The following is a 24,205-nucleotide window of genomic DNA, read 5'->3' on the forward strand; positions in this document are numbered from 1 at the left end:
CCTATGGCGATTCCAAACTGGAAAATGCACGATATCGTTGAAACAAGTGGTGGTGTGGTTGTCATCGAGGAAAATTGTACAGGAGCAAGATATTATAGTAAAATCATGGATGTTGATAGTTTGCCAGATGATCTTAATGAACTCATTACAGCTCTTGCAGATAGATATCTAGACCTTGATTGTGCCTGTTTCACACCTAACGATCCACGATTAGAAAACATTCTAAAATATGCTGAAGAATTCAAGGTAGATGGAGTTATCTATTATTGCCTTCAAAACTGTCTTACGTATAGTATTGAAGTATACAAAGCAGAACGAGCGTTGAAGGAAAAAGGTATTCCATTTCTAAAGATTGAGACGGATTATGGCACCGAAGACGTCGGCCAGCTTTACACAAGAGTTGAAGCCTTTATTGAAATGCTTAAATAATAGACTATCTCCATTTTTTTCTAATAAGTCAATCTACTTATCTCCATTCGGGTGATATACGTGGTGCTGACGATCGGCATAGACATAGGATCTATAAGTACAAAAGGCGTTTTATTAAATGGTGACATAATAATTGCCAAAGAACTTACCAAATCAGGTGCAAATCCAAAAGTAATTGCAGAAGATCTCATATATCGATTAATAGAGCATGATGGAATATCAAAAAAGGATATAGGCTATATCCTAGCCACAGGTTATGGTCGATTATCTGCGGATTTTGCTGATAAGACAATTACAGAAATTACATGTCATGCAAAAGGCGCCTTTGCTTTGAATCGAGATATTCGGACGGTTATTGATATCGGAGGACAGGATTCCAAAGTAATTAAAGTTGATGAATTCGGAAATGTAGTTGACTTTGAGATGAATGACAAATGTGCGGCAGGTAGCGGTAGATTTCTCGAAGTCATGGCAGGCGCACTAGAAATTGATTTGCACGAGATGGGTAAAATATCCTTAAAGAGCAACAATCCATCATCAATTTCAGCCATGTGCACTGTTTTTGCTGAATCTGAAGTGATCTCTCTCCTCGCGAAGGGCGAAAAGGTGGAGGACATTGTAGCAGGAATTCATGATTCGATTACTAAAAGAATCTTAGGCATGGTTCGAAGACTTAAACTAGAGAAAGCAGTTATTTTTTGCGGAGGCGTCGCAAAAAATGATGGAATGGTTTATTCTCTTAAAAAAGTATTAAAAACAGATCTTTTTGTTCCAGATAATCCTCAATTTGCTGGAGCATACGGTGCTGCAATTTTAGCAAGAGAGTTCTATAATAATGGTAAATCTTAGAATTTTGCAAATAAAAGTAATTTTATAACCTAACTCCAGTTATCCGAATATGACTTTCTGTAGAATTTTCTGATAGAGCGTATTTGGGGTTTGTATGCAGAGGAAAAAATGGGCCAAAGAAATCGCTGAGCGACTGATAAAAGAATACGGACAGAATAGAAAGGAATCTTTGGAACCTTTTGACGAACTAATCCGAACTATTCTATCTCAAAACACTTCTGATGTGAACTCAGAACGAAGTTATAAACAACTAGCAGAGAAATTTTCGACCGTTAAGGCATTGGCTACTGCTTCTCTTAATGAAATTGAAGAAGCAATCAAAATAGGTGGTTTATATCGTCAGAAGGCAAAACGAATTAAGAGTATTGCTCAATTGGTCTTAGAGAAATATATATCCCTCTCTTTTTTGAAAGATATGAATACTGATGAGGTTCGGAAATTTCTAAACAATATAGATGGGGTTGGGGCAAAAACAGCAGACTGTGTATTATTATTTTCTTTAAAGCGCCCGGTAATTCCAGTTGACACTCATGTTTGGAGAGTCTCAAAAAGATTAGGACTTGTTAAGGACAAGAAAAGCAAAAAAGTCACAAGAGAGATGGCAGGACGTGTTCTTGAGAAATTAATCGAATCAGATCTCCGATATGACTTTCATGTTGACTTAATTCTTCATGGGCGAAAGATTTGCAAAGCTCAAATCCCCTTGTGTAAAAAATGTATTTTGGAAGATTTGTGCGAAAAAAATGGAGTCAAAAACAAAGGATAAGCGCAAAAGTTGTCATAACAAGAAAGAAGGTAAAAGGGGGCGGCCCTTTTTTTTCAGCTATACTACCCATGCGTTTCAGTATAGCCTCATTCTTTACCTTCTGATAACAGTTTATTCACGAATTTGTCTAAGTTTGGTACGCCCACAAATGTCCTTTCTTCATTAATGACTGTAGCAGGGACACCGGACACGCCGTATTTTCTAGCGAGATCTTGATGTTCGTAGGCTTCGATTGTATCGGAGATGACTTTTCCTTCGGACTCTATGGATATCTGGTTTGCTAGTAGTACAGAAGCTGGACAGAATGGTCAATCCCCCACAAGTGAGGAATAATCTTCTTCACATGTTGTAGGTGTGACCACTGTCCGAACTACCACTGGTTTCTGGATCTCTATCAGTTTTTCTTTTAAATGTCCTAAATCTGTGGTTTGAGTTGAAACCATTACAAGTGTTTGAATAAATGCCGCAAATTCTCCTCCGGCGGGTATGCCTGTGTATCGTATTCCAGTCAATTCTCCTCCTGATTCTATACGAATAGTGGGAGGGTATTCAACTTCGTATTTTGCTGCTAACTCCTTTTGAGTGTCGAGCGAGATCTCTTCAACTGTAATTTTGTCAGTAAGTTCAGTGAGTGTCTTACAGATTTCAATGGTATCGGCACATGCTGGGCAGTGGATATCTGATGTGAAAACCTTTAGCGAAATAGGGTTTTCTAGTTTCTCTAATTCCCGTCTGAGTTGAGACCTTCCAGAAGGTGAGATCAACAAAATTCTCTCCTTTATGGATTTATAATACTCTCTGCAAGAAGACCCCCAACTTGTTGGGGGGATGAATTGAGTATTTTACTTTTTTCACTTTCACAGTAGTGTCCCCCAGCTTTAAATAGGTTTTTGCGTATAGTAACTCTCGTGATATGAATTTTCAGGGGAACACAGGGATACGTATGATGACACGGACGTACAAATATCGCTTGTATCCAACCACACAACAGGCAACTACGTTAACGCAATGGCTGACCACCTGTCGTTGGTTGTACAATACCTCGCTTGCTGAACGCCGAGATGCTTGGCACACTCACCAACACTCAGTCAGCTATTATGAGCAAGCCACCCAACTACAAGTCGTAAAAAAGACTAATCCGTTTTTGAAGGCGGTGCATTCTCAGGTGCTCCAAGATACACTTAGAAGACTGGATAAGACCTTCCAGAACTTTTTTAGGCGTCTTAAGAAGGGGGAAAAACCAGGTTACCCACGCTTTAAAGGGCAATACCGATATGATTCCTTCACTTACCCGCAAAGTGGGTTCTCACTGGAAAAGAACAACAAGAAACTCCGGCTCTCGAAAATTGGACGTATCACCATTACACTCCACCGTCCGATACCTACTGAAGGCGTGATCAAGACCTGTACCATTACACGCGATGTCGACCACTGGCATGCCTGTTTTGTAGTAGAACTGCCTGATCTCGCTCTTCACACTCAGAAAAGAGCCATAAAGAAGGCGATAGGGGTGGATGTCGGGCTTAAGAGTTTACTGACGTGTAATAACGGAGATACCATCGCTAACCCCCGTTGGTTAAGACACTCGGAGAAGAAAGTAGCCAAAGAACAGAGAAGAAAAGATAGAAAGGTTAAGGGCTCAAATAACCGTCACAAGCAGAACAGGAAGGTAGCACGGTTACACCGGAAGATACGTAACCAACGGAAGGACTTTCATCACAAGCTTAGTCGAACACTGGTCGATACTTATGACCTAATAGTGTATGAAAACTTAACGATTACCAACATGGTGAAGAACCATCATGTAGCCAAGTCGATTAGTGATGCGGGCTGGGGACAACTGATGTGTTTTACCGAGTACAAAGCGGAGGAAGCTGGTACTCTGGTAGAATATGTGAGTGCCTATAATACCACACAATTGTGTAGTAGGTGTGGGAGGATTGTGCCGAAAACACTGGCAACCCGCATCCACCGCTGTCCTTACTGTGGTCTTGATGTAGCACGAGATCATAACTCGGCCATCACGATTTTACACCGATCACGCAACTATGTAGCATCACGATCATCATCAGGGCAGGAACTGCCCGTAGAGCCTGTTTGACATGTCCCGTTGGGGAATGGATGATTCAGGAAGCCAGCCTACTTGTAGGGTGGTAGTTCACGTTAGTGACTTGAACATCATGCTGTCAAAGAGTGAACTAGCGTACAACACGTTAAATAATCTTCTTATGGAGGATATATAGAATTGCAGCTAACTCTAATAGACTCTTAGCATGTTGAAATTAGACTAACTTACCTAAAACTAAGCAAGAAAGCACCAAAGCTTCAGCGTGAGGTAGTCCACCTAAAACTAATTAAAGTCTTATGAGTTAGTTATCAGGTATCTTGAATCAAGGTTCTTGAAGTTTTCTAGCAAAAAAGAAAATGGAATATTTTTAGGATAGTAGTTCACTTCTACCTAAACCGGAGATAACGAGAAAGTCCAAATTGTCCTAAAATTGGCTTTGATACCATCTTTTGTCTATATCTTCTATTCTTTTAGTGTAATCTCATTTTCTACCTACCGTAATCAATTTATCGACGAATTTTCCAACGTTTGGAACGCCCACGAATTCTTTCTGTCCATTTATGATCGTTGCAGGTACTCCAGTCACTTCGTATTTCATAGGTATTTCCTGATTTTGATATCCCTCTACTATATCTGAAATAACTACGCCATCGGATTCAATTGATATTTGGTTTGCCATTAGAACTGATATTGGGCAGTGTGGACAACGTGATGTGACGATGGTTTTGACAACTATAGGTTTCTTAATCTCCTTTATTTTTGCCTTTAAATGGGCCAATTCCGTTTGTCCGGTTGAAATCATTACGAGTGTTCTAATAAATGGAGCGAATTCGCCACCAGCCGGAATACCAGTATAGCGTACCCCACATCCTTCAATAATAATTGTAGGCAACCATTTAACCTTGTATTTTGCTACTAACTCCTTCTGAGTGTCGAAAGATATCTCTTCATATGAGATTTTTCCATTTGAAAGTTCAGTGAGGATCTTACAGAGTTTAACAGTATCCGCAGCTGTGGGGCAGTTATTTTTTGATGTGAAAACTTTTAAAGAAATTGGTTTTTCGAGGTTATCAAATTCCTGTTTCACTATCTCTTTAACTGAATCAGACATCATCCATTTCTCTCTCCTGCAAATTTTTTTGGGTCTGAATTATTCTTATGGCATATTTATTTAGTTTATGTGGTGGATATGTGCATGTATATCGTAGAAATTGTTGTTCAAAGGAATTTTTAATTCGCTATTAAGATATTCTATTATAACATTGTATTATTATGTTTAAATTAAATTATCTTACAGCAGATTAAAACCTTAGAGAACATAAGAGGATGTGTCTAAGCTGAAAGATTATTACATTATTCTCTTTTTATGAGAATAAACGTTCATTCTTTTTCCACGCACAAAGCAAACAAGTGTGACGCCTGTTTTTTCAGCTAATATAATACCTGAATTTATTGGGCCTGAAATGGATGCAATTATAGGAATCCCCACTCTAGCAGCTTTAAGTACCATGTCGGCAGGTTGACGACCCGTGCTCGCAAGAACTAGCTTCGAAAAATCTAAACCGTTAAGTGCAGCAAATCCAATAACTTTGTCGATTGCATTATGTCTTCCAACATCTTCAAATATACATAACGCCTTTCCATTTGACGGATCAAATAAACCGGCTGCATGTGTTCCCCCTGTCTTTTTAAAAACCTTACATTGACTATTTAGATTTCTAATTATTTCTGTGATCTCATAAGGTGAAATTGAAGTTTTAGAAGAAACAAATATTTGCGTACGATCAAGAAGTTTTATATAATCATTTGTAGAAATGCACGCTGTTGTAGTTAACTTATGAATTGTAACTCTTCTGAAATCGCATTCTGACCTTGTCTCAATATTAATATTGTTTTCTGAGATTTCAACTCTGATAATTTCATCAGACGACTTTACAATGCCTTCTGAGAGGAGATACCCTATCCCCAACTCTTTCATACTATCTGGTGAAGCTAAAAGCGTTATACAATGTTTCTTATTAATGATGATGTTGAATGGGGTCTCTACAGCGACATCGTCCTCTATAATGTGACTTTCACTTAGGTGATCATTTTTGAGTTTGATACGTAAAGTCGTAACAGATGTTGTCATTTTCATTTCATTCACAACTTCAAGTTTTTAAAGCAAAATAACTTTCTTCTTTCAAAATTAACTCAAATACATAATTAGAGAGTGAAATTCTTGTTAAAATCATCGCTCCTCGCACAAGTGATTTCAATCATTTATTTGCCTCCACTAGTTTCACTTTGGTTATTCATTGTTTTTGCATTGTATTCACCAGCTGAAATCGGTAATCCGTCCCTATTCTTTGTTTTCGTGGGAATCACTTTTTTCACGATCCTGCCGCTTCTAACCTTGATTTTGCTGGCAAGAGATCATGGACCCACGTTTGCTGTTCCACGCGCTTCACGAAATTTGAGCTACGCCGTTGTCTTTCTCGAATATATTGTTGGAACGTTGATCTTCTATCTTGGCAATGTAATAATCCTTTTCATTATTGGTCTAATTTACATCGCGATAATTACTGCTTTGATGGTTATCAATCGCTTTTGGAAAATTAGTGTTCATGCTGCTGGAATTTCTGGTCCAGCTACATTCTGTTTATACATTTTTGGCCCGTTTACACTTTGGACGGTTCCGCTGCTACTGTTCGTTATTCTTGTTATATGGGCTCGTTATCAACTCAAAGCTCATACCGTTTATCAACTTGCTGGAGGCACATTATTAGCAAGCGTTATAACTCTTATCATAGCGTATCTATCATTTTAATATCTGAGAAGTGCAGTTTAGTTTGTATTAATTAAAAAAAGAGAAAGGGACGTCTCCTTCGTTGATTTTGACCAAAATACTACTCTATAGGATCTTTCATAAGAGAAAAAGTTACAATATTTCAAGACAGATTTTGTCTGTTTGCAGCCTTTCCAAAACCCTCCTCTACCTCATCCTCTTCAAATTTTAGTGCTTCATCCAATTCAAATTCTGTTTTTTCTGCTTTAAATTTCTCTAAATCCTTTGCTTCTTCTTTCGCGATTTCTTCCGCTATTTTTGCTGCAAGTCTATGTCTTCTTACAATCTCTCCTAATTTAGGATATTCATAAGTCATGTCAGCTTCTGATTTCAATTCTATATTCTGCTTTCGCACAAATCTCTTAACACTTTCTGAAAATCCACTTCTACTAATTAATATCAATTTCAAGTCATCAATCTCAATATTTTCATTTTTTAGAAGTCCTTTTAGTCGTTCTACTTGATAACACTGGTTAACTCCAACAACTCTCCCCCAGTCCTTTATGAGTAAAATTGCAGATGGATTATCCTTGGAGTCCTTCAGGAGTAAAACATCGCTTTTCTTATTTGTTGTACAAAGCTTTCTCTTAATTGATGGTATCTTGTAGGGTAGCCAATGGGAAATATCGAGGGGTACGAATCCTTTTTTTTTGTAGTATTTCACAGTTAGCCATCGGAGGTTAAATAGTGTTGATTGTGCCGTTTTTCTCACGCCTCCCGTATTTAGGTTGCATTTATTTATTCGATAGATCGGAATAGAATTGTATGATGGTGGATACTATCTTCGAATAGCACGGCGTAAGTATATTAGTGGGAAACACCACCATCTCATTATGCTTCGAAATGACATTGGAATTCATGCCTAATGCCATCAAACAAACTCATGTTCCAACATTAATCCCGACAAAACTAATTTATATTTGTTTTGCTATTTAAATCGGTAATTAGGTCTGTGCGAGCGCGAAAGCGCGCTTTTCGAAATTGAGCATTTATAAAGGTATTTAAAGGATATTCAAATCTTATACTTCACTATAAGGCAAATAAAACAATTTATGCAGACATACATCCTCGGCTATATGTAATTGAGTATATTCTTCATCGTCATAATGCCGTGGATGCATTCTTCCTTAGAACTAACATTTATGATGCTTTCGAAAACTGCTCAATTTTAGTTTGAATAAGTTTTTTAGATTGAGGCTCTTTTTTTTCCTTCAAATTCCACAGCTTTTTTAGAAAAAATAGAAAAATATCTCAAGACCATTGCCCTCATGTTCTGTGATGAAGTGATAGGAGAACGCATTCAATTAGGGTGTCTCTCCATTTATTTAACTTCGCAATGTCGAAGACTATTGCTTTTTTTTGACTTATAATTATATTGAGGGGAGTCTATTTGTGAACTACTCCACCTAGCGGATGGAGTTTCCTGCGAGTCCTCCCAACCCTTACGGGAAACTTTCGTTTTACGTTCGGCTGTGTGTCGCAATTCATCCTCATACAGGGATGGCCCGTCCACTTGGCATTCTGTGATAGCAACCCTTAAGGCTTCACAATCACCCTATAACGGTTCGTCAAATTCTATTGTCCTTTTACCGTTGTGGTTACCCACGTCGGTTAGAAACTGTACGAACCTAACTCACAGGGACTCCTCTTCAGCTATCTTATCGAGAGTCTTGTATCCCTGCGTTCCTCTCGATAGTCATCTGAACATCTTCGTGCAAAAAGCTATAAAAACCTTGCGGCTTTCATCTCCCAGCTGTCGCAAGTAGACTTCCCGCCAATAAAGTTAAAAGAGGTGACTGTGTATATTTGCTTAAAGTAAATTTGCACAATGTCGATTATTTCTACCAAAAATCTCTTCTCAGTAACTAGCAGGGAATCACCGACACTTTTCAGGTTGAGGCATATAAATGAGGCGAACTGGAATTGTAAATCTACCACTACATGGTGGTAAAGCTCCAAGATGGCTATTTAACAGAATGGTAAAGTTAGCTAAAGGGATTACTCTTTTCCTAATAGAGGAATTTGGAGGAACAGAGGAATTCATTAAAAGGATATCGGATCCTTACTGGTTTCAAGCCCTGTCATGCGTTTTAGGTTTCGATTGGCACAGTAGCGGGACAACAACTACAACATGTGGAGCATTAAAATCAGCAATTCTTCCCGAGAGTGGGATAGCTGTTACTGGAGGAAAAGGACGATTTTCAAAGCTTACGTTATCTGAAATTGAGATGATAGGTGATATCTTTTCCTTATCTACTCAGAAGATCGAGGAATTAAAATATGCAAGTAAACTAAGTGCAAAAGTGGATAATAACTGCATTCAGGATGAGTATCAGTTGTATCATCATTCTTTCTTTTTTACTGAAGAAGGTGATTGGGCTGTTGTTCAACAAGGGTTGAACAGTTCAAATCGTTATGCACGACGGTATCATTGGTCTTCTGGCATTATAGTTTCTTTTGTAAACGAACCTCATACCGGCATTGCATGTGATAAGGTAGAAAAACGCGTTTTGGATTTAACGGCAAAACAAAGTTCTGAGACACGACAGATAAGCCTTGATTTAATAAAAGACAACCCGAAACATTTACAGAAATATCTACACTCATCAGATCAACGACGAATTACCGATTATTCTAATGCGGTTGAAACTTACACCATGCCATCTCGTCACCCAATTCTACTACCGATTGATTTGAATAGAAAAGACTGGGAAGTCCTGCAAACGGCTTATAATATTCAACCTAAGAATTATGAAGAACTAGTTGCGATTAAAGGCATGGGTGCAAAGAAAATACGAGCACTTGCACTTATTTCAGATCTCATTTTCGGAACAAAAGCAAGTTGGAAAGATCCTGTCAAATACAGTTTTGCCCATGGAGGGAAGGATGGGTACCCTTTTCCTGTAGACAAAGAAGTATATGATAATTCAATTCAAATCTTGAAAGATGCCGTTGACAATCTTGCAAGTAATAAAGAGAAATATTCCGCGGTAAAAAGGCTTGAGTCTTTTTTGAGATGATTACTAAAACGTATCGAAAACACTACTTAAGATTTATACACTGAAACGGTTTTTTCTAAACCCAATCTCCTGAATGAATCTTGTTTGGGAGATAGAAATTAGTCATAAATTGAATATCTTCATGTGCAAGGGCTTGAATCTCAGCTTTCACACCAGTTGAAAGCATAAGCTCAATTTCTTCTACCCATCTTGGTCTTGCTTGGACAAATTCTTCTTTAATCATGTCTTCTCCACGTTTTTTGTCCCTAGGTGACATTGGGATACGAGCATTGTTTGGGATCCCATACTCATCGAGATCGCTTGGAAGAAGTCCCAACCATTTAATATCTGAAACCGCCATCTCATTAGTCTCAAAAGATAATGCTTTTGATCCAATCGTATAAACTCGTAGAATGTCTAAGCCATACGGATCAGCATCCATCAACCCAAGAACTGGTAAGTTGAGTTCTTTTCGTATTAGTTTAACAAACATTCTGGTTGCCATATCAGGTTGTCCCTTGCCTGTTATAATAATGCATGGCACATAGTCATAGAATCTGTCTTCAGCTAACCTCATAAACGCTGCTTCTTTCTCAACAACTAATATAAACTCCGCATCTGAATCCAAATTTGTTATTTGGTCGATCATGGGAGTAATTGCTTTTCCACCCACTCCCATTTTAGTGCAATCAATTAAATCTCCGCTTTCTTTGAAATTAATTCGACCAACTACTATACCCTTTGTTGACGCAACAACATTCAACGACGCCCTCGTCACACCTAGCATAACGGCTAAATCTTCTATTAGATTGTCGCTTATTGATTGATCACGGAAAATATTCACATCGCGATAAAAAACGTCCCTTTTGGTTGTATGTAGATTCTTATTTAATTGTTCGTCAATTAACTTCATTAGGCGTGCCATTTGAGCCACAGAAAGCACTGATGACAGGCTTCTATATGCGCGAATCATCTGTTGATTTCCAAGGAGAACCATTTTTGTGTTATCATCGTATCCGATATTTTCACTTGCTCGAGATGGTATTTTAAAGGCTGCATTCTTTGGATCTTGCACAGTTTGAACAACAAAATCAGCCGCAGTTTCAATCAAACGCCTACGTGTCAATTCTGCAGGTTTATTTTCTACGATTATGACACCGTAAGGAAAATCGGTTTCTGAGGGGAGATAAAGCTCTTTCTTTATCTGCTTAATATTTTTTAAATTTACTTTAAGTTTGATTTCTATTTCTGCATTCTTTGGAAATTTTAATTCTGCTGGAGTTTTTTTCTCATCTAAAACTTTCTTATTGAAAAGAAAAACAAAGCGGTTTTTTTTTGGAATACTAAACTCCTCGTACAGTTTCTCTTTGATTGTGGCAAGAGGACTTTTAGAGTCAATTTTTAGAGTCGTGGTTGTATCTTTTATATCCAATTTATTTTTAATAAGCAATGATATCATATTTGACATTTTGCTTTCACGATTCCTAAAAATTATCCTTTAAAACTATCATATATTTGTATTTGATCAGGTAACAAGAGGTTAACGGGAAGTTTTTCTCTTATTTTTGGTTTTCTTGGTAGTTGTTTTTTTACCAGTTGTTTTCTTGGTAGTTGTTTTTTTACCAGTTGTTTTCTTGGTAGTTGTCGTTTCTTTATCTTTAGTTGATACAAAATTTTCGATTTTCTTTGTTGTCGTTTCTTTTGCTTTTCTTCCTTTTTTCTTTTTTAGGGCGAGTTCTTCATCTTTTATCATTTCATCTATCATATCGTTGATAATTGGCTGAACAACAGTCATTATTTCAAGTTTTTCATCAATTATGTGTTTAACAGTTCTTCTTATTTTTGTTATTGAAAAGTCCTTCTTTATTGACTCCTTAGACACTTTTTCGAGTAGTAATCTGATATCTTCCTTTAGAATTGTCTCGATTTTTGCCTTTTCGTTGCTTTTTTCAAACTTAGTTTTGATTTTCTGTTCATATTCTACACTCTTTGATGAGACGTCATCTACTAGGGTATCTTTTACACTTGTATTGATATATTCTTTCTTAAGAGCAGATATTTTATTATAAACTGAATTTGGAAGTTTCTTTGCGATCGAATTTAAAATTTTCACATTTTTCTGCTTAACTTGAATTAAAGAGTCATCGACAATTTCTACAACACTTTTTGCACAATCTTTCTGAGATATTTCTGCTACTTGTATGATTAGTTCATTCTTTATACGTTCTTCAGATTTTGTTGCGCATTCATTCAATTTTTCAGTTTCTATTTTGCCTTTCTTACTCTTTTTAATAGGAGTGATAAACTCGCTTTTAATCAATCTTAATGAAGTAGATACAGCCTTTTGAATAGGCATATCAAACTTTTGAACAACTTCTTTTGTTAATTCTTCTTTTAACTTACCCAGTTTCAATTTATCTGTAGTTATTTCAGTATTAATCATGTTCCTTATCACTTGATTGATGATTGAGTTTTCGTCTATCGAATTTTGCAGTTCTTCGATAAAATCAGCTCTACTTTTTTCATTTATAATATTTTGAACATTTTCTTTGATTTGCACAATCAATGATTGTTCTAGATCCGCTACGATTTCTTTGCTGATGCCTCGCATGAATTTCTTTGTGAATTCTTTAGCAACCATTTTTGCAGCTTTTTCTTTTAAAGAACTAAGTATCTTATTTTGGAAGTGTTTTTTAACGAAATTGTTGATTTCAGCTCTAGCAGCATCTTTTAGCATTTTTGGAATGTCATTTTGCAGTTTTTCAGATATTGCAGTATCTTCAGATTTTATTTCCGCTTTGACACGATCCACTGAATTTTTAATGGTTTCATCCTTGAGGAGTGTCAATTTTTCTATGAATGCCTCTTTGACTTCCTTTAAAATCGGTCTTTCAGTTTCTTTAAGAACATGCGATTTGAGATCGTTAAAAGACTTTTCTACGAATTTTTTACTGTTTTTAATCAGATTTTGTTTGAACTTTTCATTAACTTTCTCTACATAGATTTTAGAGGCATGAGTAATCTCCTCTTTAATAATCTCTCTTAGTATCTTTGTTGAAATCTGCCCCTTTCTTTCAACGCTAAGGGATGCATTTAATTTCCTTTCTATGTTGTTTAAAGATATTCTTACACGTTCTAGTGAAATCTCTTTGGAATTTTGAAGAATATCAGGCTTAATTTCTGTAGCTATATTCGCAATTAGATTACCTTTGCCATTATTAATGATTGTTTGAATAGTGTAGTTTACTATCTTATCGAGAATGTCTTCTACGTTGATATCTTCATCTAAAGTTTCTGGCAACTTTAGAATGAGACGAATCTGTTGAAGATCGATGTTTTGTTTAAGAGTGGTAAGTCTCTTTGTTGATAGTTGTGTAATTTGAGCCAGATCTTTATTCGGACATAAAAGAAACTCCTTGAGATTGTTAATCTCTGCTTCCTTCAAAGGATCTATTAACTCAAGCGGTAATAGTAAATCAATTGGTGTTTCTGTAACTTCCTTAATGAGTTTTAAGTCTATTTGACCTTTTAACTGTTGTATTTCCTCGTCAGTTTTCTTCAAGAGCGATGTTAAACGTTGGTTTGGCCAATAAATAAGCATTTTAATAGTTTTTATTCCATCTTTTTCTAGAGCTTTCCGATAATCCTTAGTCAGGTGAGGAACGATATGTATTGGGAGTGCCAAAATGTTCTTTGTTTCTTCAAGGACATTCCAGTCAATTTTTTCTTTGATAATAGCTTCTTCTTCAAGTGGAATCAATTCTTCATACGTTAGAACACCTAATCTGTTTATTCTTTTGATAATTGATTTTATTTCTTTTCTAGAGGCTGCCATTGTGGAAAGAGGAATGGCATGTTCTCTGATTTCTCGTATTTCTAACGGGTTCAAGAAGTCTTTTATTTGATCTATTTCTTGAATTGAAAGTTGTGTCAACTCTTGAATTGATAGTCCTGGTGTTTGAAGAAATTGTTTAATTGTAGTAATTTCTGCTTCGTGAAGCGATTCAATGACTTCTGGGAATGAAAATCTAAGTGCAGGAATGTAAGATAACGGGCAATTAAGTTTTTCCTCTATTATTGAGAAATTTAAATTGAGTTTTATAGAACTGATTGATTCTTTGCTAAAACCTGAAATTTCAGCTAAATCTTCAGCAGGCCAATAAAGGAAAGCTAATATGGATCTGACTCCCCGTTGAACTAAAGATGCAATTGTTTCTGATGATTTTGAGTATAATTCGCCAATAAGTGAGACTGGAGAATTGAGCACAGCTTTAATATTTTGGAGAGTCTTCCATGTATCAGAAGGTAACTCATACATCTCTTGTGTAGCAATCACAACTTCCTCTAGGGTATCAATGTCTATTTCGCTGAGAATACGTCTAACAGAGGAATCTAGACGCGACAAAGAATCAATGGGAATGCCTTTTTTGATTCTTAGTTCCTTTTTAAACTGTATTATTCGTTCTGCATCTAAATTAGTCACTTGTGCTAGTTCCTCATTAGGCCAATAAAGAAATTGAAAGATCGTAGAAATTCCTCTCTGAACCAATTTTCTTATTGCATGAACAGGAACATTTTCCATAATCATTACTGGAGATTCCAGTATTTCTTTAACCCTACTTATTTTTTCCCAAGGAATGTGCGCCGTGAACTGTTCTTTAGTGAGAATGAAGCATTCATCAATTGTGAAAATTCCAGATTGTTCCAAGGCTTTTAGTTCCTTTTCATCAAATCCTATACTAAGAGGTATGGAAGTACCATACTTCATTTTTTCTTGCTGAATAGCTAAGGGATCTATCTGAATCTTTTTTCTCAACTGCACAATCTCGTTGTCATTTACATTTGTTATTTCTTGTAAACTGCTTAATGGAGAAAGAATGAAGTGAATTATTGTCGTAATCCCATTTTTCAGTAATTTCTCTACAATTTCAAGATGCTTTTTTAATGAAGGTAAAATTGTAATTGGAGCATTCAAAGTTTCTCTTATTTTGGAAATTAAATCAAGATCTGCACTATGATGTTCAAGCGTTTCATGTGGAGTGAAATATGCTTCTTCAATTGTATTAATACCCATTTTTTCGAGTTTCTTGAGGGTATTTGAATCTAGATCCAAAAAATTCAGGGGAGTTCCTTTTTGCTTATTTGAAAGAATTTCTTGCATATCTATTGAATCTTTTAGCGAATCTATTTCTTTTGAACTAATACCTAATTGTTCTAGTTCATTTTTTGGCCAAATTAAAAAGTCAATGACCGAATTTATTCCAAATTGAGAAAGTAGAATCTTAGTATGAGGAATCACCCCTGGAAGTGTACCGATATGGGCGTCTAGGACATCATATATAGGCTTAATTTCTTTCCTTTTCGGATCATTAAGTACTTTAAGTAGCCTTGTTTTTGAGAAATAGAGATCTTCAATTGAAAATATATTGTGTGATCTAAATTCCTGCATTATTTCTTCACTAAAAAGCGCATCTTCAGATATTAAACTTTCAAAAGGCGTCCCGATATTCTTTTTTATTCGTTTAATCTTTGTAATTGTAAGTCCGTTTATTTTAGATAATTTCTGTACATCTGTAATAAGGAAATCATAGATAGTCCTAATACCTTCTTCTTCAAGGGCATTCTTGACATGAGGTTCTATCCACATCATTTCTGAGAGCGACTTTGGATGGGTACTATTAAGTTCCTGTACTACCTTTTCTTTAATGTATTGAATAATATTTGGAATTAAATCTTTGTCTCTTGCGAGATGGGAGTTTGGGTAAAGTAAAAAGTCAAGCTGTGTTAAGATTTTCCGTTTTGTAAACTTCTTATTGATACTTGATGTATACCATTTAAATTGGCTAAGTTGTGACATCCTTTCTTGAGAAATTTGAGCGATTAAATGTTTTTTAAAACTGTCAATGATTTTTAAAGCTATTCGATCGATACTTTCGAGTTCATGGGTTGAGAATATGAGAAATTCAGAAACTGTACTAATCCCCATCTCTCTAAGTGAGTTTTCTATATAGTTATCCATCCACTCAATTTCATGTATATCTATTTGATGGTCTTGGAAGATTTCCATTATCTTCTTTTTTTCGTTTTCAATCAAAATATGAATCAATTCAGTAACGAATGATAAATGTGAACTTGGTGTAATGATTAAATCAAGAATCGTGTGAATCTCCTGGCTTTTAAGCTTATTAAATAATTCTTGATCGATCCATGTGATCTCAGAAAGAGAAAATGAATAGTTCTTGTTTAGATTCTTAATGACATCCTGTTTTATGAAATTAATAAGTCTGATGTTTATTCCCGGAATTGAGGCAATAGTTTGATTTGGTGTCACTATAAAATCATAGATTGTCCTCATCCATTTCTTATTAAGATATACTTCAATTTCAGAGTCTACCCACTCTAACTGTGCGATACCAGGCGCATCTGGGCTTTGTGAGAATATCTTTAGGTTATCACGTTTTACTTGTTCAACGCGATGTGGTGTAAATTTTTCTATTATCGTCAGTTCTTCAGTGGGTGTAGCTAAGAATTCAAATGCTGATTTGATTCCTATTTTTGATAATTCTTTTTTAATACCGGGATCAAGCCAGTAACCAACATGCGATATGGGTGAAGAGACTGGATGTTTTCGTTCAATAATAAGTGGATACCCTGTCATTAACGCCTTTTCAATTTTCTTAGCTTCACTTGACAAATCAACAGGAAGAGTGGTCGGATCCTCTTGAGTGATTGCAAATAGATTTTGAAGAGTTATACTTGCCCATTTTTCAAATTGAGATGATCTTTTTCTCTCTCGGCGAGCACGCTCAATTCTTGAAAGAAAGATCCTTACTTGTCTTCCGAGGGCCTGAAGTGCCTTGGTGATTTCATCCCTAATTTCATCTACATCAGCAATATATTCTTTTGAAGTCTCAGGAAATGGAATCTTAGTAGAAACAAGCGATACTGCAATGGCCAGAGGATTGTTATCAATATTTATTTTGTACGTTTTCCACTCGACTTCTTTATGAACTACTTTGGAAATTACGTCATTCCCTGCACCAAAAAGTAATGGAATTCGATTTGCATATCGATAAATCGTCACACCACTCTTGAGATTGCCTCCGTAAGCAAGGGCAGCTTCAACAATAAAGGGATGTCCTGCATATGCTGATGCTGGCCGAGTAACTGCAGCAACGAATTCAGGATTGACTCTTTCCTTAAGTCCCTTTTCCAGATTTTCTGCTGTAAGTGGTGAGAGAGCTACCCCTTCAGGGCTTAAGAAAGTAAATTTTCTTTCAGTTTTTTCTTTTTCTTTTTTAATCTTTTTTTCATCAGGCTTTGACTGCAAAAATCCGTCATGAATTATCCTTCGGATCTCTTCACTTGTTAGGTCTCTTGGGTTTTTATTAGGATCGACATTAACTAGTGAAAGAAATTGTTCTGCCTTTTTTTTACTAACACGTTGGAAATGACGCATCAAAAATTCAATCATATTAGTTGTACCTGTAATATGCGTCGCTGCAATTTCACGTTTTAGTTGAGTTATATCACATCCCCATGGATGTATCTTTGTGAGTTTTGGATAGGGCGGCATTTCATCAATAACACATTCATAAACGATTGGCTCTTCCTGATCTGGAGTTTGAATTTCAAAGCCAGCATAGGGGGTAATAATTGCCAATTCATGAAAATATTCTAGAACCCATTTTTTAGCAAGACGCCAGGAGCCAGTAAACGTGACCGTTACTTCAGTTCCTGGTTCACTTAATGCTTCAGGATCTGTTACATCAAGCTTATTTCCTGTGCCTCCTACGATAATTGGTTCATTTTTAGCAAGGTCTATCAGGATCTTGAATTTTGAGGTAAATTTTTGAGAAAAATGCCTGCTTTTTACTCTTATGGGAAGATCAACGGTTGCCATGGCATTTAATAAAACCATCTTTACGCCTAGTCCAAACCTACCCCTTGCCTGTCTTGCACCATAATTAGACCCAGTCAAGACTCGACCAAATAAAGTGGGTATATCGTTAAAAGGCACGCCAATACCATTGTCTTTTACTGTAAGTTCTAAAAAGTCGAGATGACTCTCAAGGCCCCGAAGTTTGTCTACTTTCAGCAATTCTGCTACTTGATGGCTCTCAAGAATTTTTAAATTAACGTAAATATTGGGTCGTCTTTTAGCCCATGTTACTAGTTCCTCAGGGATTGCTTTTTCCTGTTTTTTTAATGTTTCGAGCTCTTTCTCAGCCCGTGCAACTGCTTTTTCAGCAGCATCCAGCCCATTTTCAACGAGCTCACGGACTGAAGTAAAAACGCACTTCATGCTGTTGTCGAAACCGGCGATTGCTTTGTTATCATGGAAGAAATCTGCCGCACTTCTTATTTGAACTTCATCTAATAAGGCCATTGTATTTCCTCTTTAATTAACACGTTTAATCAATTTCTTCCTTATTATTATCAACTTTTTTCCTTTTTGCTCGTTCTCTTAAACGTTTGATTCGAAAAGCGAAATCTCTGAATTCTTTTTCTCCTTCAAGAATCTTATGCATGGTCGAAAACTCTTTTCCACGAGAAATCGAAAGAAGTACTTTAGCTATTTCTTTTTCTCCAATTTTTAAAAGAGCAATTTTCGCATTTTCAGCGATTTCTTTGGGTTCGTTAAGAGCATGTAAAAGAGGTATTATTGATTTAGGTGTCATTTCAGACAATAAGGTTATAAGAATACGTTTTAAATTCGTTGAATCCCCTTCAAATGCATTAATTAATGAAGGTATACTGTCTTCACCCATTTTATAGAGAATTTTCATCATATTTTCTTTTATTTCTTTGCTTTTCTCTTGCTCTAGAGAGGAGATAAGTGGCTGTATAGCATCATCACCTATATTATACAGAATGCGCATTGCATTTAGTTTGATGGTTTCATTTTTATTTCCAAGCGCTTTGATTAAAGGTCCACTTGCATTTGAATCAAAAGAAGTCAATATTTTCATGACATTTTCAATAAATTTTTTATCTGGATGGTCTAATGACTTGATCAAAGGTCTAATTGCAGGTGTGCCAATCTGCGATAAGATGTCCTTAATATGTTCAAAGAGGGTCTCATCACTTTCTTCTAGTTGTTCTATAAGTGGTTTGATCGTGTCTTTGCCCAGTTTCACTAAGGTCATTTTGACATTTTTTGCGGAATCAGTATCTTCCACTTCTTTAAGCGTCTCAATAAGAGGAATGATTGTGGGATTACCAATTTTATCTAACGCATAAGATGACCAAAGTGCAATATTTTCGTCTGAATCCTTCACACCTTCAAGTAAAGCATCTATAGTATCCTGATCACATTTCTTTCCCAGTCCTATGACACTCATCCAACGAACATGTTTTTCGTAAGATGGATTTTTTATTCTATCCGCAAAGAAATTCAGGACTTTTTCGTTAATATGATTTCTTAAGCTCCATGCAGTTATCCAACGAATACGAGGGTTTATATCTTCTGCCATATTGAGTAGATATTGGGTTATTTTTGCATCTTCAAATTTACCTAGAAGTAAAATCAAATTTTCTCGCAGGTAGTTTAGTTCGGGAAATACATCATTAAGGAATAAAAAGAATTCTTCTTCTTCTTGAATATTAAAAATATCCATTAGTTTGTAAATTAATTGCTCATAAGTTAATTTACCCATTTCATATTGCTGACATGATTCCTCTAAAGTATCAAATAATTCAAACTCAGGGTACCTCTCCATAATCAGTTGCTTTTTTGAATCTGTAAGTGTAATTCTTGGCTTAGGCGGGTCTTGAAGTATTTTAATTAACTTTTCAATAATCACATCCTTATCTAAAAACATACCATCAAAATGATAAATGACGTCTTCCTCAGGTAAGTTAAGTACAGTTCCAATCTCTTTAAGTAGCCCCTCGCTTGAGATGCTTCCTGTTTTGTATTGTTTGAGAATATCTTCAATCGATGGAAATTGCTTGAACTCAGGGAAAATCTTTAAGATAATTTCTTTTTTTTCTTCGACTGAACGGAATTTATCTATTCTTAATCGAGACACAACGTCTCTCGCATCAGCTCGTATCTGCCATGAGGGCGAATCTAAAAGGCCAATAAGTGGATCTAAAACAATTGGCTCACCGATTTCTCCCAAAGCTTTGATGGCGCATCTTTGAACATCTATATCATCACTATAATGAAGAAATGGAAGTAATGTATTAATTGATTGACATACAATCTGAGCATTAACTTTAGCGTCCGTTTTTATTTCTGATGGGGCTTCTAGATCATTTAAAAAGACTTGCGTATCCTTTGAAGAACTTATTTCTCCTAATAAGTTAATAGATTCTATAAGCTTATCGCTTTTCATTGAAGTCTTTTCACTCTTTTGCAGACTCTCGACCAATGGTTTAATGCCAATTTGACCCATTTGTCGAATGATGTTTTTTGCGAGAGTTGAAACATCCTTATCCTTATCTTTGACAACATTTAGTAAAAGGGGTGTACTGGCTTCACCTATATGAAGAAGGAGTTTCTCTACATTCCGCCTGATTATCGGATCAGGTTCTTTCAATCCTTTGATAAGTGTTTTAACACCAGTCTCTCCTATTTCTAGTATAATCTTCTCAATTTCTTCCGCGGTTACATTAGAAAGACTAGGTTCTTTCAGGACATTCATTAAAGGGCGTACTACCGGTTCTCCGATGTTGATTAAAATTTCTCTAACATCTTGCTTTGTTTTTTGTTTTGCTATTAGTAGGAGTTCTAATAAAGGATCTACTGCTGGTTTGCCAATTAGAGTCAAGATTTCTTTCGAAGTGTTTCTGATTTCCACACTAGGGTCATCTAATGCTTGTATTAGTGATGTGACCCCTGGTTTGCCAATTTGGGTCAAGATTTCTTTAGAAATATTCCTGATTTCTACATTTGGATCTTCTAATGCTCGTATTAATGAAGGAACTGAAGTCTTTCCTAATTGAATCAAAATGCTTTTTGAAGAATTCCTAATTTCTTCGCTTGGATCATCTAATGCATGTATAAGAGGAATAACTGAAGGTTTTCCTATTTCCAATAAAATATCTACAACATTAACATAGATTTGATCATGTGATGTGTTCAAGACTTGAATATAAGTATCAACTGCAAATTGCCCACGTCTTATGAGGAGTTTTTTAATCCGTGTCACAATTTTTTCATCTTTGTTTTTTAACTCATCAATGAGCCGTTCAATAGTTGAGATATCTTCTTCTAAGAGTTTCTGTTCAATATCATTAAATGACAAAGCCTTAGGAGATGATTGTTTTTTTTCCGACTTCATTTCATCATTTGACAATTTAAAATCACACAAATCTTTTTTTGTTTAATTTAATTAGAGTAACGCATTTTATATCCAATCTGCACTTTCAAGTTTTTGAGGTAGATATTGTTCAGTCATATATTCGAAACCTTTTGAGGCGAGAGCTTGAATTTCGGCTTTCACACCACTTTTCAACATTGTTTTCAGTTGTTCTGACCATTTTGGTTTATTTTGTAGCCAGGTTTCTTCCAAAAGTTCTTTTCCTTTTTTCTTGTCAGCGTCCGTTAGAGGAATATAAACCTCTTTCGGTATTTTGTAATTTTCCATATCCTCTGGACGTAAACCTAGCCAGTACATATTTTCTGTGACAAGCCAAGGGGTTTCATAACCCAATGCTTTACTCCCAAAGGTATAACTGCGTAAAATCTCAAGTCCGTAAGGATCTGCATCCATAATAGCAAATACAGGAATTCCTGTTTCATTTACGATCTTTCGAAGCATCATTCGTGTAGCAATGTCTGGTTGCCCAATGCCAGTTATGAGTATGCATGGATATCTCTCATAGATTTTTGCTTCTGAAAGACTCATAAAGGCCGCGTCTTTCTCTACGAGAAGCACAAATTCAGCATCAGTATCGATATTTTCTATTTGATCCTGAAATGGTGTGATAGCTTTTCCGCCTGTTCCCATTTTAGAACAATCGATAAGATCACCACTTTCAACAAAACTAATTCTACCAATAATTTTCCCTTTGGCAGATGCAACAATATTAGTAGCATTTCTAATAGTTCTCAAGGTGACTGCAAGATCTTCTATCGCACGATCGCTGACAGTTTGATCTTCGAAAAGATTTACATCGGTATAAAAGAGTTCACGTTTAGTAGAATGACGTCCTAAAGTGAGAAGTTCATGAATTCCATCAGCTACACGAATCAAAACAGCTAATTGCCTAACACTTGCTGGTGTTAGCGATCGAGTTACCATATTATGACCAAGAAAAATATGTCCTGTCTCTTCATCAACAATTGTATTCTGTGCACTTCTAATTGGGACTGATACACGAGGTTTTTCATCAAAGTCAAGTAAACTTAATAGATTTAATGCAATATCCTCGATACTCTGTTTTGTTTCTTCTAGTGAAAGTTCTTGGATTTTCAATGCATCTTTTGGTGCCTTTATCATTTCTTTTTCTACTTGTTTTAATTGCTTTATTCCTTCAATTAACTTCAAGTTTTCATCTGAATGGCTCATGAATACTCACTCTCGATTATTTTAATCAATTTTTGATTTATTTCAGATTCAGACATTGGTATTCCTTTTGTTATTCTTGCTAAGGATATTGCTAGTTGATTAGCATGATCGATTAGTTTTTCAAGTTCTTTTTCTTTCTTTTTTTCGGCCTCTTTACGTGATATGTATGTCTTAACGCCCCTGAAAGCCTTTTGCATGCTTAATTTGATTGTTTCGCGTAACTCATCATAATCTGCAATGAAATCTTTCGCAGCATCTTGATAGGGTATTCTTGTTGACACAACACTCACCATAACTGTGACCCCGTGCACATTTATGTCGATATAGCGTTTAATGTTAGCCTCTTCAAGTGCCTTATAGCAAACATCACTTCGCTCTTTGAAGAGAAGTGGAATTCGATTCGCAAATCTATAAAGTGCGACACCAACTGGAATTTTGCCTCCCCATGCTACGGAAGTAGTAATATGCACAGGATGTCCTTTAATAGAAATAATTTTACCCGTAACACTGTTAATGTATTCTGGCTCTAAAAGATAACTAGCTGCTTTTTCTAAACTTTCATGAGGCAAAATTGAAAGACAACTGCTATCTGGAGCTGGAAAATCTTCGTAAGAGGACATTGCTTGTGACAATTTAAAAATATGAACGTCATTTAATTCATTAAGAGGCATATTTGGATCTATTTCTACTTTGTAACGCAAGAATTTTTTTGCTGTCCCTTCTCCAATGCCTTGGAAATCAAGCATGAGAAACTCTGCTAAAGTAGGGTATCCCTCTTTTTGTTCGCTTTTAAAAACATATTTTTTTGGGTATCGTTTCACCATTTCTTTCAATTCTTCAATATCAATTCCATGTGGATGAGATTTTGTTTCTGTCGGGAGAGGGGGAATTTCATCCGTTACTCGTCTAAAGAGGTACTTCTCATCACCAATCACTAACCGAAAATTTACATAAGGTGTAACTAGAGCTAATTGCCTAAAATATTCCAAAATGCGTTGCTTCGCCCAAACCAAATTGCCACCGAAGTATAGTCGCATTCTTAAGCCATGCCAAGGTTTGTCTGGAATAATGCGTTGTGCTGAATAAATCGGAGAATTCGATTTAAGATCTATTCTGATACGAAAATAACTTTCTTCTGCCTCTTCTCTTGTAGCCGACCAGATTTCCGTATCCAAACCCGTTGTTCTTTGAGCATGTATCATCGCCATCTTAGCACCCATACCAAACCGTCCTCTTCCTTGTTTGATTCCGTATTTCGTGCCTGTAAAAACAGTGCCAAAGACTAAGCTAACGAATTCATGATGGATTCCAGGGCCATTATCTTCCACTTCGATAACATAGTTTTTTTCACTTGGATCAAAATCAGTCTCGAATTCCTCAATGCCGTCTAAGCCCGATCCAGATCCAATATCATCCAAGTTTGCTAGTATTTTTTTACGAATGAGTTCATGACTGACTGGTTGGATGACAATATTGATGTTTGGATATATTATTTCCTCTCCGCGTATCTGAAGCTTTTGAATATCTTCGTCACATGCATCTAGACTGTTTTCGACCAATTCTCTTACACTAGTAAAAGTGCTCTTTCCAGGATTGTCAAAACCTGCAATTTCGGAATTTTCTTTAAACCATTGCGCTGCCGATAGGGTTTCTACTTTATTCGAAGTCATAGCATTACCTACTTTAATTGACTATCTTGAAAGTAGTTATATGTGCTTTTAATCAAAAAAATGAGAACTATACTTC

At 36.1% G+C, this 24,205-nt stretch carries 15 protein-coding genes and 1 pseudogene; 6 read left to right on the forward strand and 10 right to left on the reverse strand.

Annotated elements, in window-relative coordinates; translation table 11 throughout:
• The 3 genes from QVB70_RS04635 to nth all read left to right on the forward strand — a co-directional run.
• Positions 1 to 429: 2-hydroxyacyl-CoA dehydratase family protein (locus tag QVB70_RS04635; RefSeq protein ID WP_287583862.1), on the forward strand; the 429-nt coding region annotated here is incomplete at its 5' end.
• A gap of 60 nt (positions 430 to 489) precedes the next feature.
• On the forward strand, positions 490 to 1,278 hold the full coding sequence (locus tag QVB70_RS04640; protein ID WP_287583864.1) for an acyl-CoA dehydratase activase: 789 nt from the start codon (positions 490 to 492) through the stop codon (positions 1,276 to 1,278).
• A 94-nt stretch (positions 1,279 to 1,372) separates the two neighbouring features.
• Complete coding sequence (nth, locus tag QVB70_RS04645) at positions 1,373 to 2,044, forward strand: endonuclease III (RefSeq protein WP_287583866.1); 672 nt, start codon at positions 1,373 to 1,375, stop codon at positions 2,042 to 2,044.
• 86 nt (positions 2,045 to 2,130) lie between these two features.
• Here nth and QVB70_RS18550 read toward each other — a convergent pair.
• A pseudogene (locus QVB70_RS18550) lies at positions 2,131 to 2,334 on the reverse strand (thioredoxin family protein); the annotation flags it as partial.
• Between the two features lie 18 nt (positions 2,335 to 2,352).
• The gene (locus QVB70_RS04650) at positions 2,353 to 2,811 is read right to left on the reverse strand and encodes a thioredoxin domain-containing protein (RefSeq protein WP_287583868.1); all 459 of its coding nucleotides are present in this window, start codon (positions 2,809 to 2,811) and stop codon (positions 2,353 to 2,355) included.
• A 179-nt stretch (positions 2,812 to 2,990) separates the two neighbouring features.
• On the opposite strand from QVB70_RS04650, the gene QVB70_RS04655 reads away from it, so the two are divergent.
• Positions 2,991 to 4,145 carry an RNA-guided endonuclease TnpB family protein gene (locus QVB70_RS04655; RefSeq protein ID WP_287583894.1) on the forward strand — a complete coding sequence of 385 codons (1,155 nt, stop codon included), beginning with the start codon at positions 2,991 to 2,993 and terminating at the stop codon, positions 4,143 to 4,145.
• 448 nt (positions 4,146 to 4,593) lie between these two features.
• On the opposite strand, the gene QVB70_RS04660 is transcribed toward QVB70_RS04655, so the two are convergent.
• Positions 4,594 to 5,226 carry a thioredoxin family protein gene (locus tag QVB70_RS04660; protein WP_287583870.1) on the reverse strand — a complete coding sequence of 211 codons (633 nt, stop codon included), beginning with the start codon at positions 5,224 to 5,226 and terminating at the stop codon, positions 4,594 to 4,596.
• Positions 5,227 to 5,460: 234 nt separating this feature from the next.
• The gene (gene fdhD / locus QVB70_RS04665; protein WP_287583872.1) at positions 5,461 to 6,249 is read right to left on the reverse strand and encodes a formate dehydrogenase accessory sulfurtransferase FdhD; all 789 of its coding nucleotides are present in this window, start codon (positions 6,247 to 6,249) and stop codon (positions 5,461 to 5,463) included.
• An 84-nt stretch (positions 6,250 to 6,333) separates the two neighbouring features.
• Between fdhD and QVB70_RS04670 the strand changes: the two genes are divergently transcribed.
• Positions 6,334 to 6,921 carry a hypothetical protein gene (locus QVB70_RS04670; protein ID WP_287583875.1) on the forward strand — a complete coding sequence of 196 codons (588 nt, stop codon included), beginning with the start codon at positions 6,334 to 6,336 and terminating at the stop codon, positions 6,919 to 6,921.
• Between the two features lie 121 nt (positions 6,922 to 7,042).
• Here the strand turns inward: QVB70_RS04670 and QVB70_RS04675 are convergent, their stop codons facing one another.
• The gene (locus QVB70_RS04675; protein WP_287583876.1) at positions 7,043 to 7,651 is read right to left on the reverse strand and encodes a hypothetical protein; all 609 of its coding nucleotides are present in this window, start codon (positions 7,649 to 7,651) and stop codon (positions 7,043 to 7,045) included.
• Positions 7,652 to 8,846: 1,195 nt separating this feature from the next.
• Here QVB70_RS04675 and QVB70_RS04680 point away from each other — a divergent pair.
• On the forward strand, positions 8,847 to 9,959 hold the full coding sequence (locus tag QVB70_RS04680; RefSeq protein WP_287583879.1) for a DUF763 domain-containing protein: 1,113 nt from the start codon (positions 8,847 to 8,849) through the stop codon (positions 9,957 to 9,959).
• 55 nt (positions 9,960 to 10,014) lie between these two features.
• On the opposite strand, the gene QVB70_RS04685 is transcribed toward QVB70_RS04680, so the two are convergent.
• The 5 genes from QVB70_RS04685 to QVB70_RS04705 form a co-directional block, all read right to left on the reverse strand.
• Complete coding sequence (locus QVB70_RS04685) at positions 10,015 to 11,406, reverse strand: ubiquitin-like protein (protein WP_287583880.1); 1,392 nt, start codon at positions 11,404 to 11,406, stop codon at positions 10,015 to 10,017.
• Positions 11,407 to 11,478: 72 nt separating this feature from the next.
• Complete coding sequence (locus QVB70_RS04690) at positions 11,479 to 18,327, reverse strand: DNA topoisomerase VI subunit B (protein ID WP_287583882.1); 6,849 nt, start codon at positions 18,325 to 18,327, stop codon at positions 11,479 to 11,481.
• A gap of 25 nt (positions 18,328 to 18,352) precedes the next feature.
• Positions 18,353 to 21,244, reverse strand: coding sequence for a HEAT repeat domain-containing protein (locus tag QVB70_RS04695; protein ID WP_287583885.1), 2,892 nt, complete (start codon positions 21,242 to 21,244; stop codon positions 18,353 to 18,355).
• Between the two features lie 51 nt (positions 21,245 to 21,295).
• Positions 21,296 to 22,459: a hypothetical protein gene (locus QVB70_RS04700; RefSeq protein WP_287583887.1), complete on the reverse strand. Its 1,164-nt coding sequence runs from the start codon at positions 22,457 to 22,459 to the stop codon at positions 21,296 to 21,298.
• Positions 22,456 to 24,129, reverse strand: coding sequence for a DNA topoisomerase VI subunit B (locus tag QVB70_RS04705; protein WP_287583889.1), 1,674 nt, complete (start codon positions 24,127 to 24,129; stop codon positions 22,456 to 22,458). Before QVB70_RS04705 ends, QVB70_RS04700 begins: the two co-directional genes overlap by 4 nt.
• Between the last annotated feature and the right edge of the window lie 76 nt (positions 24,130 to 24,205).

Origin of the sequence: Candidatus Borrarchaeum sp., from assembly GCF_019058535.1 — an archaeon.
GTDB classification, from domain to species: domain Archaea; phylum Asgardarchaeota; class Sifarchaeia; order Borrarchaeales; family Borrarchaeaceae; genus Borrarchaeum; species Borrarchaeum weybense.